At 62.1% G+C, this 14,484-nt stretch carries 15 protein-coding genes and 1 tRNA gene; 11 read left to right on the top strand and 5 right to left on the bottom strand.

Annotated elements, in window-relative coordinates; genetic code table 11:
• Positions 1–73: 73 nt before the first annotated feature.
• Both AC6I99_RS04880 and AC6I99_RS04875 read left to right on the top strand, forming a co-directional pair.
• Positions 74–316 carry a hypothetical protein gene (locus AC6I99_RS04880; RefSeq protein ID WP_224093584.1) on the top strand — a complete coding sequence of 81 codons (243 nt, stop codon included), beginning with the start codon at positions 74–76 and terminating at the stop codon, positions 314–316.
• A gap of 98 nt (positions 317–414) precedes the next feature.
• Positions 415–1,146, top strand: coding sequence for a DUF72 domain-containing protein (locus AC6I99_RS04875; RefSeq protein WP_497960551.1), 732 nt, complete (start codon positions 415–417; stop codon positions 1,144–1,146).
• Between the two features lie 115 nt (positions 1,147–1,261).
• On the opposite strand, the gene AC6I99_RS04870 is transcribed toward AC6I99_RS04875, so the two are convergent.
• Positions 1,262–1,723 carry a GatB/YqeY domain-containing protein gene (locus AC6I99_RS04870; protein ID WP_224166529.1) on the bottom strand — a complete coding sequence of 154 codons (462 nt, stop codon included), beginning with the start codon at positions 1,721–1,723 and terminating at the stop codon, positions 1,262–1,264.
• A gap of 187 nt (positions 1,724–1,910) precedes the next feature.
• Between AC6I99_RS04870 and AC6I99_RS04865 the strand changes: the two genes are divergently transcribed.
• A complete protein-coding gene (locus AC6I99_RS04865; RefSeq protein ID WP_497960549.1) occupies positions 1,911–2,204 on the top strand; it encodes a DUF3040 domain-containing protein in 294 nt (97 codons plus the stop codon).
• A gap of 2 nt (positions 2,205–2,206) precedes the next feature.
• Here the strand turns inward: AC6I99_RS04865 and AC6I99_RS04860 are convergent, their stop codons facing one another.
• The gene (locus AC6I99_RS04860; RefSeq protein WP_497960548.1) at positions 2,207–3,523 is read right to left on the bottom strand and encodes an NAD(P)/FAD-dependent oxidoreductase; all 1,317 of its coding nucleotides are present in this window, start codon (positions 3,521–3,523) and stop codon (positions 2,207–2,209) included.
• Positions 3,524–3,716: 193 nt separating this feature from the next.
• On the opposite strand from AC6I99_RS04860, the gene AC6I99_RS04855 reads away from it, so the two are divergent.
• Positions 3,717–4,508, top strand: coding sequence for a histidine phosphatase family protein (locus tag AC6I99_RS04855; protein WP_497960546.1), 792 nt, complete (start codon positions 3,717–3,719; stop codon positions 4,506–4,508).
• Positions 4,486–5,409, top strand: a complete 924-nt coding sequence (locus AC6I99_RS04850; protein WP_497961932.1) for an NAD(P)H-hydrate dehydratase — start codon at positions 4,486–4,488, stop codon at positions 5,407–5,409. Before AC6I99_RS04855 ends, AC6I99_RS04850 begins: the two co-directional genes overlap by 23 nt.
• A 19-nt stretch (positions 5,410–5,428) precedes the next feature.
• Here the strand turns inward: AC6I99_RS04850 and AC6I99_RS04845 are convergent, their stop codons facing one another.
• On the bottom strand, positions 5,429–7,105 hold the full coding sequence (locus AC6I99_RS04845; RefSeq protein WP_497960544.1) for a RecQ family ATP-dependent DNA helicase: 1,677 nt from the start codon (positions 7,103–7,105) through the stop codon (positions 5,429–5,431).
• An 84-nt stretch (positions 7,106–7,189) separates the two neighbouring features.
• Here AC6I99_RS04845 and AC6I99_RS04840 point away from each other — a divergent pair, with 84 nt between their 5' ends.
• From AC6I99_RS04840 to trxA, 3 genes are all read left to right on the top strand, one after another.
• Complete coding sequence (locus tag AC6I99_RS04840; protein ID WP_497960542.1) at positions 7,190–8,542, top strand: cation:proton antiporter; 1,353 nt, start codon at positions 7,190–7,192, stop codon at positions 8,540–8,542.
• A gap of 118 nt (positions 8,543–8,660) precedes the next feature.
• Complete coding sequence (locus AC6I99_RS04835) at positions 8,661–9,014, top strand: metallothionein (RefSeq protein WP_309927436.1); 354 nt, start codon at positions 8,661–8,663, stop codon at positions 9,012–9,014.
• Complete coding sequence (gene trxA / locus AC6I99_RS04830; protein ID WP_309926810.1) at positions 9,011–9,460, top strand: thioredoxin; 450 nt, start codon at positions 9,011–9,013, stop codon at positions 9,458–9,460. The genes AC6I99_RS04835 and trxA overlap by 4 nt, the downstream gene beginning before the upstream one ends.
• 56 nt (positions 9,461–9,516) lie before the next feature.
• Here trxA and AC6I99_RS04825 read toward each other — a convergent pair.
• Together AC6I99_RS04825 and AC6I99_RS04820 are read right to left on the bottom strand one after the other, a co-directional pair.
• Positions 9,517–9,593: transfer RNA gene (locus AC6I99_RS04825), tRNA-Thr, on the bottom strand.
• A gap of 135 nt (positions 9,594–9,728) precedes the next feature.
• On the bottom strand, positions 9,729–10,607 hold the full coding sequence (locus AC6I99_RS04820) for a DsbA family protein (RefSeq protein ID WP_224093564.1): 879 nt from the start codon (positions 10,605–10,607) through the stop codon (positions 9,729–9,731).
• Positions 10,608–10,784: 177 nt separating this feature from the next.
• Between AC6I99_RS04820 and AC6I99_RS04815 the strand changes: the two genes are divergently transcribed.
• The 3 genes from AC6I99_RS04815 (at position 10,785) to AC6I99_RS04805 (ending at position 14,389) form a co-directional block, all read left to right on the top strand.
• Positions 10,785–12,287: an alpha,alpha-trehalose-phosphate synthase (UDP-forming) gene (locus tag AC6I99_RS04815; RefSeq protein WP_276573611.1), complete on the top strand. Its 1,503-nt coding sequence runs from the start codon at positions 10,785–10,787 to the stop codon at positions 12,285–12,287.
• On the top strand, positions 12,277–13,080 hold the full coding sequence (gene otsB / locus AC6I99_RS04810; RefSeq protein ID WP_497946270.1) for a trehalose-phosphatase: 804 nt from the start codon (positions 12,277–12,279) through the stop codon (positions 13,078–13,080). Before AC6I99_RS04815 ends, otsB begins: the two co-directional genes overlap by 11 nt.
• A gap of 226 nt (positions 13,081–13,306) precedes the next feature.
• Positions 13,307–14,389: an ABC transporter ATP-binding protein gene (locus tag AC6I99_RS04805; protein ID WP_223935952.1), complete on the top strand. Its 1,083-nt coding sequence runs from the start codon at positions 13,307–13,309 to the stop codon at positions 14,387–14,389.
• Positions 14,390–14,484: the final 95 nt, after the last annotated feature.

The raw sequence follows: 14,484 nt of genomic DNA, 5'->3' as shown, positions 1-14,484 counted from the left end.
GCACCTGTCCATATCGCGGCGTTCGGGCATATGTCAGGATCAAAGTTCACATCCTGATACCCCGGAATGGACCATGAACATCCCACTTTTCCACGACCCCCTTCAGGGCCGCGTCACCGCCGACGCCCCCGTGCGTGATCCAAGGATTGGACGCGATGGCGCGTTCCGTCGCGATCCCCGGACACGCATTTCTCCCGGCGCCACCCGGCCCGCCACGCACGCGGCCAAGTCGACACGGAACGCTCGGCAGCGCGAGGTGGCCAAGGTTGCCGAAGATCTCCAGGCGTTGATTGCCAGGGCTGGGATCAAGTCCTGAGCAGAAGAGCATCCGAGCATTGATCGTGGCCTCCGGACGCCCCACCCGACGCGTGAAATGACGCATTTTTTGCGTTCGCCGGGACTACCATCCACAGCATGAGTATCCGCATCGGTACGTCCGGCTGGAGCTACGACCATTGGGAAAATGTGCTCTACCCGCCGGGTCTGCCCACGGCCAAGCGCCTGGCGCACTACGTGGCACGGTTCGACACGGTTGAGCTCAACGCGAGTTTTTACCGCTGGCCGCGGGACACCGCATTCAAAAGCTGGCATGATCGCCTGCCGGCTGGATTTGCGATGTCGGTCAAGGCACCGCGCGGCCTCACACATGGGAAAAAGCTGTACAGCCCTGAAGTTTGGGTGGAACGGATCACCCGTTGCTGGCATGAACTGGGCGACAAAAGGGCTGTGCTGCTTGTCCAGCTTCCTCCTGATTTTGCCCGCGATGATGCCCGGCTCGACTACTTCCTGGCAGCCTTGCCGCATTGGATTCGCGTGGCGGTGGAGTTCCGGCACGATACCTGGGACCACCCTGACGTATACGCGTTGCTTGAACGCCACGAGGCCGCCTACTGCATCATGAGCGGGGCCAATCTGCCGTGCATCCTCCGGGCCACGGCACCCTTCGTTTACGTCCGGCTTCACGGACCGGACCCCCATCACCTGTACGGGGGCTCGTATTCGGAGGAGGATCTTCGGTGGTGGGCGGATCAGATCCGTGAGTGGAACAGCACGGGCAAGGACGTGTACGCCTACTTCAACAACGACGGCGGTGGCAACGCCGTGCGCAATGCCGATACTTTGCGGTGGCTGCTTGGGAACGGCTGACTCGTGTCGCGACCTGCAAACATGTCACCAACATTTTCTGCGATGAGGGGAAGCATGTCCACATTTTCGTCAGCGTCACGCCGGGGGCGAGCCAGCCAGCGGGTCCTAGGCGGCCCTAGCCCAGGCGGCCCCGCACGATCTCACTGACGGTCTTGCCGTCGAAGCGTCCTGCAACCTTGGCCGTGACCGGCTTCATGACGGCGCCGATGGAACGCATTGACAGTTCCTGCCCGTCGGCTTTCAAAGCTGCGATGGTTTCGTCGACGATGCCCTCTACTTCTTCCCGGCTGAGGGCCTTGGGGAGGTACGCCTCGATGATCTCAGCCTCCGCAACTTCGGCGGCTGCCCTGTCTGCTTCCCCGGCCTCGGTGTAGATGCGTGCGGTATCCCGGCGCTTGGCAGCTTCCTTTTGAAGTAGTGACGTAACCTGCGCATCGTCCAACTCGATGGGCGTTTTGCCCGATTTCTCCCGGGTGGTGATCTCGCCCAGGACATTCCGCACGGTGGTGAGCGCTGTCTTGTTGCCCGCCTTCATGTGGCCTACGACGTCTTCTTTGAGGCGATCTTTCAGTGACATTGTGCTCCTTGATCGGGGTACCTACTTGCCATCGTAGCCAGTCCCCCAAGTGGACGCGGACCGGAATGAGGGTCCGGAAAATTTTCCTTGCGGAGCATTTAGTAAGCATGCTTAGCTTATTGTGCCGCTGGAATTCCTTGAAGGAACCGGTTGGCTCACCGATCGCACCGAGGAGCCTTAGCTCTACATGGGAGGGACAACCATGCACCTAAACGAACGGGAGCGCAGGGTGCTGCAGCAACTCGAACGGGAACTTTTCATCCAGGATCCGGACTTGGCCCGTCAACTGGAAACAGGAATCCCGGCGCGTCGCCCCTATGAACCGCGGGCCCGCCACGTTCTTGCTGTCGCCGTTGGAGTGCTGCTGATGCTGTTGGCCATACCAATCAACCCGTCCCCGTTGGGATACTGTGGCTTCCTTCTAATGGCGTGGGGATTAGTGGCACATTTCGTTCAGAGGGCGCGTTCCACCTCCGGGTGAGCCTATTCCTTTTCCAGACCCGTATCGGTTGATGGGGCCGGACGTACTTCGGGAAGCGTCAGTCCAGGGAGCTCTTTCTCGGTTGGCCCACTGACCACCACCTGCGCGGGGCTGTGCAGGAGGTATCCATTGAGCCAGGAAAATAGTGCACGGACTTTCTGCTGGACCCCGGACAAGAGGGCCAGATGGACCAGAAGCCAGGACAAGAACGCGAAAAGGCCCTGCAACTGGATTCGCTTGCGGCCCAGTTCTGCTACGGCGGCACCGCGACCCACCATGGCCATATAACCCTTATCAACGTAGCGGAAGGGAGTACGGCTTCCGTCAGTCAGGTCTGCAAGGATATTGGCCGCCGCCCACTTTCCCGATTGTTGGGCTACCGAGCCGAGCTGTGGCAACCTGGCGCCAGTGGAATCGGTGATGTTCGCTGCATCACCGATGACGTAGACACCATCCACATCCGGGGCGGTCAGGTCCGGACGAACATCGACGCGCCCACCTTTGCCCTGTGTCAGTCCCGAAGTGCTGATGAGGTCTCCTGCCTTCAGACCGCCTGCCCAAACGACGATCTGCGCGGGGACGAAGCCCCCGTCAGCCAGCGCCACACCATCTGTTCGCACTTCGGTAACGCCCACTCCCATATGCAGCTGGACGCCCACCTTCCCAAGACGTTCGGTGGCGTACCGCTGGGACTTCGTGGAGAACATGTTCAACACGCTCGGCACCATGTCCACCAGGTGCACGCGGCAGCGGGCAGCGAGCTCGGGAGAGAAGTACTTGCGGACCATGTATTTCACGTTTTCTGCCATGGCCCCGGCGGTCTCCACGCCGGTGGGTCCTCCTCCCACTACCACCACGTCTACCATTCCTTCTGAGCTTCTGTCGGCCTGATCCAGCAGGCGCGTAATGGCGGTGCCCAGCCTGGCGGCGTCGGTGACGGAGTACAACGGAAAAGCATGTTCCCCGGCACCTGGTGTGTTGAAGAAGTTGGGAACGGCACCTACCGCAATGACCAGGATGTCCGCCCGCAAAGTCACGCCATCGGCAGTAGTAACTGACCGTTGGGCGGCATCAATGGAGGCAACACCCGCCGTCAGGATTTTGACGGTCTTATAGCGGCGGAAAACGGAGCGCAGCGGCCGCGTGATGGCTGAAACCCCGATCTGGGAAGTAGCCAGTTGATAAAGGAGCGGCTGGAATTGGTGGTAATTGTTCGAGTCAATCAACAGGACGCGTACGCCCTTGCGTCCGAGTTTTTTGGCTGCCGCGACGCCTGCAAATCCGGCACCCACCACGATGACTTGGTATGAGTCCTCCATGCGAGCAACTTACTTCACCATGGGTTCCGGCAACAGTACCGGAGGGTCCCCTAATGTCTTTCAGGCTCGACGGCGGGTGGACGGCCAACGCTGGGACGGTAGCTCGCCGTCGTGCGTTTATTCTCTGGTCCCGTGGGTACGCAGTGGGTAGTGTTCTGCATTCGGCAAGGACCAGCGGGAGGAGTGGGTTTCCGTGGACGACGAGCGGACAAAGGCAAGGCAACTGACAGAGGCGGTGCAGGAAGCCGGGGCTGTTGAGTTGCTGCTGGTCCGGCATGGAGAAAGTGAAGGCAACGTGGCCGCGACGGAAGCCCGCCTGGCGCGGGCTGAGGTCATTGACGTCCCCGCCAGGGACCCGGACGTCAACCTATCGGATACCGGCCAGGATCAGGCCAAGGCATTGGGAACTGCGCTGTCCCGGATTGCGGAGGAGTTCCGCCCGGACACGGTGGTCTCCTCCCCCTATGCACGCGCCCTTCAGACAGCGGAAATTGCTGTTCAAACAGCTGGCTGGCCCCTGAAAGTCCACACGGATGAACGCCTCCGCGACCGGGAATTGGGCATTTTGGACAGACTCACCCGCTTAGGCGTGGAAACGCGTTACCCCGATGAGGCCGAGCGGCGCCTGTGGCTGGGCAAGCTGTTCTACAGGCCCCCCGGAGGTGAATCCTGGGCTGACGTCGCGCTTCGCCTGCGATCCGTCCTGGACGAGCTCAACAACCTGGGAAGAGGACACCGTGTAATGCTCGTTTGCCATGATGCAGTGATCTTGCTGGTCCGATACGTCCTGGAGGGGATGTCCGAGCGCGAGATCCTGGATCTCGCCGCCAGTACAACGGTGCTGAACGCATCAATTACCCGGTACGTGCGCCCCTCCGGTGCTGGACCATGGATGCTCGAGAGCTTCAACGTGGCCGATCATCTCACCGAACAGGGCGTCACGGTCACCGAGCATGCCGGAGATGCCAGTGTCCACCCACAGTGATTTCAACGGTACTCCCGGCCCCACGCAAGTGACGCCATCGCTTCTGCGTGAGTGGCCGCTGCCCGCTCCGGGCGAAGATAAATACTCACGCGGCGCTGTTCTGATCATCGGCGGCGCACGAACCACTCCGGGCGCCACCGTCCTGGCCGGCATGGCCGCCCTCCGCGCGGGGGCCGGAAAGATTACGTTGGCTGTGGCCGAATCGGTGGCCGTGCAGGTGGGAGTCGCGTTCCCGGAGTGCGGGGCGGTGGGCTTGCCGGAAACTGCCGATGGGTCCGTTACCGGTGAGGGGCTGGATGTCATCTCAAGGTACTTGGAACGGGCAGACGCAGTGTTGGTCGGGCCCGGCCTGGATGATTCGGACCTGGCAGGGGAATTGCTCGCCAGGTTGTTGGAGCGGGAGGAACTCAAAGGCGAAGGGCCGGCTGTTGTCCTCGACGCCTTCGCCCTCGGCGGACTGGTGAAGCTAAAGGGGATGTTGGAACCTTGGCGGGGCCGGTTGATCCTCACTCCCAACCCGACTGAGGCTGGAGTCCTGCTGGGACGGGACGTAAACCACCTCGAAACTGACGTTGCCGCCGTCGCCGAGCAGTACGGCGCAGTGGTTAGCTGCCAGGGCGTGATCGCACGCCCACCTGGAGAAGACCCCGGGGACCCTGAACTGTGGAAGATCACCACCGGGTACGGAGGTTTGGGTACCTCAGGCAGTGGAGACGTATTGGCCGGTGCCATCACCGGTCTCCGGGCGCGTGGGACCACAAGCGCGCAGGCTGCCTGTTGGGGAACCCACCTGCACGCCGCCGCAGCCGACCGCTTGGCCAGCAAACTGGGTCCGCTCGGGTTCCTTGCGCGCGAACTCGCCGACGAGTTGCCCGCCCTGATGCTGGAGCTGAACACCTGAAACACTGAGCCTCGTAGCGCTATGCAGGCTTCAGCAGTTCGTGTTCCACGACTGCCCTGCGGGAGAGAGTCTTGTACCCTTCCTGCTCGAACAAGACGGTGATGACGTCGTCCTCATGCCTCATCACCAGACCCGGCCCCCATTCCTTGTGAATCACAGCGGACTGCAGCGGGAATGGGTCGCTTTCGCCAGCCCGCTGTTCATTTGGGCTTTGACGCTTTGAGTTGCCATCGACAGCCCCGGAAGCAGCGGCGCACACATCACAATTGCCGCACGGCTCCGAAAGTTCCTCACCGAAATAGCCCAACAGAAACTGCCGTCGGCAGCTGTCCGTCTCCGCATAGGCGCGCATCATCGTCAGCCGGGACTGGTCAACGCGCTGCCGGGCCTCGGCCAGTTCGACGGCGCGTGCCACCAGGGCCGGGAGTTTGGCTTTGGATGCCAGGCGAATGCCGCGCTTGCCTGTGGTGACAGCGCCGGCTTCCTCCAACTGGTTGACGAGCCCGGTGAGGCGACGGACGGGGAATCCGGTCAGCTCCGCGAGCGCGCTCTTGGAGGCAGGAGCGCCTGCGGCTTTCAGGATCTTCAGGACTGCCAGGAGCGAATCCGGGTCCGGTGAATGCGTGCCGAAGAATTTCCGCAGGCCAAGATCCTCTTCGCGGTAATGCAGTGTGGCAGCAGCCGGTTTCCCGTCGCGTCCGGAACGGCCTATTTCCTGGTAGTAGGCGTCCAGGGATTCCGGAATGTCGGCATGGACGACGAACCGCACGTTGGGTTTGTTGATACCCATGCCAAATGCCGTTGTGGCAACCACGACGTCCAGCTGATCGTCCAGGAACTGCTCATGGATGCGATCCCGGTCAGCATCGGATCGACCGGCGTGGTAAGCCTCCGCGCGGAGTCCTTCCTTTGCCAGTTTGGTGGCGTACTTTTCCGTGTCCTTGCGCGTGGCGGCGTACAGAAGGCCCCGTTCGCCTCCGCTGGCGAGCGCGGCAACCTGCTCCAGGACTGCTTTTCGCTTGCCTTTGTCTTCTTCATGCCGGACCACGTCAAGACGGATGTTGGCCCGGTCAAAGCCCCGGACCAGGACCAGCGGGTCCTTCATGCCGAGCCGTTCCAGAATTTCATCGCGCACCGGCGGGGAGGCTGTGGCGGTAAGGGCCGCCACTGGAGGGTTTCCCAATCGTTCGCGGACATTTCCCAGATCGAGGTAGTCGGGGCGGAAGTCATGGCCCCAAGAGGAGACGCAGTGGGCCTCGTCCACCACGAACAGGGTGATGTCCAGCTTGGCTATCCGGTCCACAGTCTCCTGTTTGGCCAACTGTTCGGGAGCCAGAAACACGAAAGTGGCTTTGCCGGACTCCGCCGCTTCCCAGGCGTCTTCCACTTCCGAGTCGCTCCGGGAGGAGTTGATGGCGACGGCAACGCCATCACCCAGCTGCCCGTTCAATCCGTCCAGCTGGTCCTCTTGCAAAGCAATCAAAGGAGAAACCACGACGGCGGGGCGCCCGGTTTGGTTGTAAAGGTGCTTGGCTGCCACTTGGTAGGTGGCTGATTTGCCGTACCCAGTGGGCATGACGGCCAGGACGTCGCGGCCGCCGGCGAGCGCATTCATGGCGGCGAGTTGGCCGGGGCGGAGCTTGGGGAGGGAAAAGGAAGACGCCGCAAGGGCGCCCAGGTCTGGATCATCGGACATTGGAAAACGGCTCCGCACAGTGGGTGTTGCGGCCGCTTGCTTCAGCCGAGGTAACCAGACTAACGCGGGCCGGGACCCGGCGTCGTGCGCTTCTTCCTGTTTGTGGATAACTCTGGCCGCCTACCGGGAGTCCGGCATCATGGCGTCATCGAAGGTGTGGCGGTAGCTTTGGAATACTTTTCCGTCGAAGCGGCCGGGGTAGAAGCGGCCGAGGTACCGGAGGTACCGCTGATGCAGGGCTTGTCTACATCCTTGGTTCTGATCGCACTCTTGGCTGTGGCGGCGCCCCTGGCGGTCCGCTTGCTTGACCGGGTGGTCAAAGTGCCGCTCGTGGTGTTCGAGATCGTCCTGGGAATCCTGCTGGGTCCCAGCGTGTTGGGATGGATCGAATCCACGCAGTTCACAGATACCCTGGCTGATTTCGGGCTGGCGATGCTCTTCTTCGTGGCCGGCAACGAGATCGATTTTTCCGATATCCGGGGCCGTCCCGCCATCCGCGCCTCTGCCGGATGGCTGATCTCGTTGGCCGCGGGCGTTGGAGCGGGCTTTCTGTTGGCTCCCACGCCGGAGGCCGCGGTCATCATCGGGGTGGCGCTGTGCTCCACGGCGTTGGGGGCGTTGCTGCCCATTCTTCGTGATGCCGGTGAATCAAGATCCCCGATGGGTATCGCCGTCACGGCATTGGGTGCAGCTGGTGAGTTTGGTCCCCTGATTGCAATCTCGCTGTTCTTCAGCGGCAGGCAGCTGGGACCGGCCACGGCGGTGCTTCTCGGATTCGTCCTCCTGGCCGGCATTGCGATTTTCCTGGCTTCCAAGGCGAGGCACACGCTCTTCCACTCGCAGGTCACCCGGACTCTCCACACCAGCGGCCAGTTCGCTGTCCGCTCCATCATGTTCATCCTCACCGTGCTCGTGGTGCTGAGCATGGTCCTGGGACTGGACATGTTGCTGGGGGCATTCGCCGCAGGCGTCCTCTGGAAAGTGGCCATTGCGCGCGCACCCGAACGGGACCGGAAGGTGATCGAGACCAAACTCGATGCCGTTGCCTTCGGGTTCCTGGTGCCCATCTTCTTCATCGATACCGGCATAGATTTCGATCTCGGCGCGCTCACGTCCAGCCCGTCAGCCCTGGCAATGGTCCCGCTGTTCGTGCTCCTCCTGCTGATTATCCGGGGCCTGCCGTCGATGCTTGCTGCCCCGCCAAGGTCCACGTTCGCCGAGAAACGGGCGATCATGCTTTTCGGGGCAACCGGCCTGCCGATCATCGTTGCCGTCACAGCCATTGGCAGGGATCAGGGCTTCATTTCAAGCGGAATCTCATCGGCACTGGTTGGAGCCGGCATGCTCTCCGTGCTCCTGTTTCCGCTGCTGGCACTTCGGCAGGGTCAGCGTGAACGCCAACGCAGGATCCCGGTGCCGCAGGAGGAAGTCCCTTAGGACAGCGCCTCCCGTGCATACGCCCGGCCAAATTACTCTGACCCTCAAACCCCAACAGGACTCATCGTCCGGGGCCTTTGGCCCCTACAGCACGGATGGTTCACGGCAGATACTGGGCATGGGCCTCTTTTCGGACCTAATGACGGAGCCGGTTCCACCGGTCACCATGAAAGGACACACCACGATGGCACGATGCGACGTTTGCGGAAACGACGATCCGAGGACTTTCACGGTCACGAGGGCCGGCCAAAAGGGCACTTTCGACAGCTTCGAATGTGCCATCCACATGATGGCACCGGCGTGCGAACATTGTGGCTGCCGGGTGTTGGGACACGGCGTCGAGACCGACGAAGGAATCTATTGCTGCGAGCATTGCGCGCGCGAAGCCGGAGCACAGCATCGGGAAAGACCCCATGCCAATACTGACCTCGTTGCTCCGGCCACCCCGTCGTCTGAAAGCCGGCAGGAATGACAGAAAACATCACCGTATGCCCGCACTGCGCAAAGCCAAACAGGGTTCCACCCAGTGCCAGCGGCCTGCCGCGATGCGGGCACTGCCATCACCTGTTGCCTTGGATCGTTGCCGCCGGCGACGGAGACTTCGCCGAAGTCGCCGAAGGGGCAACTCTCCCGGTACTTGTCGACTTCTGGGCTGTCTGGTGCGGCCCGTGCCGGATAGTCAGCCCGGTCCTCGATCAATTGGCGCAGGAACGGGCCGGAACGGTGAAGCTCGTCAAAGTCGATGTGGACAACTCGCCCCATCTTGCCAGGCGTTTCGGCATTCAAGCGGTGCCCACACTCATGATCCTGATCGGCGGAAAGGTCCTCGCCCGCCGCGCCGGGGCCGCACCGGCAGCAGCCCTGCGCTCATGGGTTGATGGCGTTCTTTCCCAAAGACACATGGTCGGCAGGAAATAGCGGGGTCTGCAGGATCGGGTCCGCGATGGACTGGAAAAGACCCAACCAGCGCCCTGTGGAGCCCCCTGTCGGATTCGAACCGACGACCCCCGCTTTACAAGAGCGGTGCTCTGGCCAACTGAGCTAAGGAGGCATGCGCCGAAAACGACGCTAGATAAGGTTAGCCCAGACCCTCCCCGTCACGGAAATCACGAAGGCGGCCAGCCACCCCAGGTTGAGCGCAAGGCACAAACCGAGGCGACCAGCCGCCGTCGTAAATTCCTAAGACCTAGCCCTTGGCGTCAACCGCGGTCTGGATTTCAGCGTTCAGGTCGGTGGATCCGTCCCACTTCTTACCGTCGATGAACACGGTGGGGGTGCCCGTGATGCCGATGGCTGCCGCTTCTTGCGTAGCCACCTTTACGTAGGGCCGGTACTGCTTGCTGTCCACGCAGGAGTCGATGTTCGCTGCACCCACCTCCTTGGCCATGGCCTTGAGGTCGTTGTCCGAGATACCGGCGCTGCCTTCGGCAGGCTGGCGTTCGAAGAGGAGGTTGAAGAAGTCGGCGTACTTCTCAGGCGAAGAGTTCACCACGCACGCTGCGGCATTTGCGGCGCGTGAGGAGTAGTTGGTGGTGGATTGCTGGTCCAGGAAGCCAAGGGGACGGTACTCGACGGAAATCTTGCCTTCGTTGCGTAGTTTGGTGAGCGACTCCCCGTAGGTTGTCTCAAACCGCTTGCAAACAGGGCAGATGAAGTCGATGTAGGCGATCACCTTGACGGGCTTGCCGGCCTCGGGCTCACCACCGGGAACAGTGATCGTGGCGGGCTTGGTTGCCGGAGCCGAAGGGACGTCTGCCACGTTCACGGACGAAGCATCGGACTTTACGACGTCGGAGTTGGCCAGCAATGTTACGCCGCCGTGCACATTGCCATTCGCGGGAGTGGGACCCTGATCGGCGATCGGCGCGCTTTGCTGGATGCTGGTGGTCACTACCAACGCGATGACGGCAAGGATCGCGACAACGGCCACCACAATGCCCCAACCGATCAGGAGTTTGTTGCGCTTTTCCTTTTTCAGCTGCGCTTCGCGGATTTCGCGCGCTTTCTCCCGTGCCTGGGCGGTGCGTTCAGCCTTGGAGAGGCGGGGTTCGTTTGCGGGGCTCATCAGTTCCTCGGATTACTCGACGTCGGTAGTGCATAGCTAGGGCAACGGGGTCAGTTTACGGGAGCAATCTTGAAGATTCGGCGCGCACGCAATGACCCGGTCGTTGAACGATCAACCGCCCTCTATGATTCCGCCGGTAGGCTGGGAGGTGAGTCACAGCAACCCCAGGGAGCAGTAATGCAGGATTTGGCAAGCGAAAAACTCAAGACGGAAGACGGCGTTAGGGCCTCTCCCACCAGGAAGCCAACGGCGAGCAAGTTCGACTTCATGGTGGTGTCCAACCGCCTGCCCGTCGATCGCTGCAGCAGCGATGGCGACGGCGATGGTGGCGGGGGCTGGCGACGCTCACCGGGCGGCCTGGTTACCGCGCTTGCACCGATGATGACCAAGTCCGACGGCGCGTGGGTGGGCTGGCATGGCGCCCCGGATGAAACCGTGCGCCCTTTCAGCCACGAAGCGATGGATCTTGTCCCGGTCCAGTTGAGCAGCCACGATGTCGAGCTGTACTACGAGGGCTTCTCCAATGCGACCATCTGGCCGCTGTACCACGATGTCATCGCCCCGCCGGAATTCCACCGCACGTGGTGGGATTCGTACCGCCAGGTAAATAAGAAGTTCGCCGACGCCGTCATCCGCCATGCCGCTGACGGCGCGACGGTGTGGGTCCAGGACTACCAGCTCCAGTTGGTTCCCCGCATGCTCCGCGAGGCACGGCCGGACCTGAAAATCGGCTTCTTCAACCATATTCCCTTCCCGCCTCCGGAGATCTTCGCCCAGCTGCCGTGGCGCCGCGAGATCATCGATGGACTGCTGGGCGCGGACCTGCTGGGCTTCCAGCGTCCCAGCGATGCCGGCAACTTCATGCGCTCTGCCCGCCGCTTCCTGGGCGCCAGCGTCAAGCAACAGCAAGTGCATGTAAAGGGCCCGGACGGCGAGGTCACCCACATTGCCCGTGCGCAGGCCTTCCCTATTTCCATCGATGTGGACCAGATCCGCGAGTTGGCCGGGAGGCCGGACATCATCGAGAGGGCCAAGCAGATCCGCAAGGACCTGGGCAACCCGAAGACCATCCTTCTTGGCGTGGACCGCCTGGACTACACCAAGGGCATCGGCCACCGCCTGAAGGCCTTCGAGGAACTCCTGCGTGAGGGCAGCATCAAGGTGGAGGACGCCACCCTGATACAGGTAGCGAGCCCCAGCCGGGAACGCGTGGAGCAGTACCGGCTTCTGCGTGAAGAAATCGAGGGCACCGTTGGCCATATCAATGGCACCTACGACACCATCCAAAACACTGCAGTCCGCTACCTGCACCACAGCTACCCCGTTGAGGAAATGGTGGCGCTGTACCTCGCCGCGGACGTCATGCTGGTGACGGCGCTGCGCGACGGCATGAACCTGGTGGCCAAGGAATACGTGACGGCCCGTTCCGAGGACGACGGCGCGCTGGTCCTGAGTGAGTTCGCCGGCGCTGCCGACCAATTGAAGCAGGCGCTGCTGATCAACCCGCATGACATCGATGGCCTTAAGTCGGCCATTCTCCGGGCCGTTAACCTCTCCCCCAAGGAAGCCCGCCGCCGCATGAAGCTGATGCGGAAGCAGATCCTGGACCACGACGTCGATCATTGGTCGGCGGAGTTCCTGGCCGCCCTCGAGGAGAAGGTGGTGCGCGATGACAGCTGAGCAGACGCCCCTGTCTTTGTCCCCGGAACTGTTGGACGCCATCCGGCGTATCGCGGGCACGGACCAACTCCTGGTGGCCTTGGACTTCGACGGCACCCTCTCCCCAATCGTGGACCATGCTGGTGACGCCCGGCCGCTTCCGCGATCGGCTGCGGCTTTGGAAGCCCTGGCTGAACTGCCGCGCACGACGACGGCACTCATCTCGGGACGCGCCCTGGACAGTTTGCGCCTGGTCGCCTCGCCTCCTGTGAACACGTTGCTGATTGGCAGCCACGGCGCGGAGGTATGGCTGGGCGAAGGGTCCGTGGGCCTGGAGTTGGATGATGAACAGCGTGCACGGCTCGCTTCAGTACGCGACGTCCTGGCCGGCATCGTCGATGTCGCGCCAGGGACGTTGCTCGAGGACAAGCCCGCCGGAGTCGTCCTTCACACACGGCTTGCCGACGACGACGTTGCGGAAGATGCAGTCGAGGCCGCCACGCGGGTTCTGCGCGAACATCCTGGCGTGTACGTAAAAACCGGCAAACGCGTGCTGGAGACCTCCGTTGTCAAGGCTTCCAAGGGAGAGGCAGTGGAGTTCCTCCGTCAAGCGACCGGCGCCACGGCCATTCTGTTCGCCGGCGACGACGTGACCGATGAGGACGCCTTGGGCCGGCTGATGGGCGACGACGTCGGCATCAAGGTGGGCTTGGATTTCACGCAGGCAGAGTACCGGGTGGAAGCCCCGGTGCAGGTTGCGGAACTGTTGGAAGCACTCCTGCGGGAGCGCCGCCGAGTCACTGCCGAAGCATGAGCCCGTCATTGGGAAGCATGAGCGGGACCAACGTCACATGTGACGTTCGTAACATTTGCGCAGTAAATCCAAAAGTCTGACATACTCTTGAACGTGATGTGACGCACAGTACCGTGCGACGTCACACGATCCTCCCCGGCCAATGGCCGGGGAGTTCAACTGAAGAAAATGAACCATTCACAACGGATCGTCCGGCACGTACCTGCCGGTGAAGGGATTGATAACTGTGGCTACAGTTACTTTTGATAACGCAACGCGTCTGTACCCGGGCACAGATAAGCCCGCCGTCGATAAACTCAACATCGACATCGCCGATGGCGAATTCCTGGTCCTCGTTGGACCCTCCGGTTGCGGCAAGTCCACCTCCCTGCGCATGCTCGCAGGTCTTGAGGATGTGAACGCCGGCCGCATTCTGATCGGTGACCGCGACGTCACGGATGTTCCGCCGAAGGACCGCGACATCGCAATGGTCTTCCAGAACTACGCCCTGTACCCGCACATGACTGTTGCGGACAACATGGGCTTCGCGCTGAAGATTGCAGGCGTCTCCAAGGAAGAGCGCGCCGAGCGTGTTCGCGAAGCCGCCAAGCTTCTTGACCTCGAGCAGTACCTGGACCGCAAGCCGAAGGCACTCTCCGGCGGTCAGCGCCAGCGTGTTGCCATGGGCCGTGCAATCGTCCGTAACCCCCAGGTCTTCCTCATGGACGAGCCCCTTTCCAACCTTGACGCCAAGCTCCGTGTCCAGACCCGTACGCAGATCGCGTCCCTGACCCGCCGCCTCGGCGTCACCACGGTTTACGTGACGCACGACCAAGTTGAGGCAATGACCATGGGTGACCGCGTCGCAGTCCTCAAGGACGGCCTGCTCCAGCAGGTTGACACCCCGCGCAACCTTTACGACCGCCCGCAGAACGTCTTCGTTGCAGGCTTCATCGGCTCCCCCGCCATGAACCTGCTGGAACTGCCGGTCGTCGACGGCGGCGTCCAGTTCGGTGGCACCGTTTACCCGGTCAAGCGCGACGTCCTCGAAGAAGCACACGGACAGACGGTTACTGTTGGTTCACGTCCGGAAGACCTCGAGACGGTCGGCAACGGCGAAGGCCTTCAGGTTGAGGTTGACGTCGTCGAAGAACTCGGCGCCGACGCCTACGTCTACGGCCACACCATCCTGGATGGCAAGAGCCACGACATCGTTGCCCGCGTTGACGGCCGCCGCCCCCCGATGAAGGGCGAGTCCATCTTCGTTCGTCCGCAGTCCGGCCACGTACACCTGTTCGACACCAAGACCGGCCTGCGCCTGGGCGACTAATCCCCACCGGCACCCTAAGTATCCGCATTGTGACAGCGGCCCGACCCTTCCCGGTCGGGCCGCTCTCGCGTTAACCTTTCCGCAGAAAGAACGGC

The organism is Arthrobacter sp. TmtSoilC77 (genome assembly GCF_059739415.1).
The sequence above is the reverse complement of the archived record's forward strand: the minus strand, read 5'-3'. Positions and strand labels throughout refer to the sequence as shown.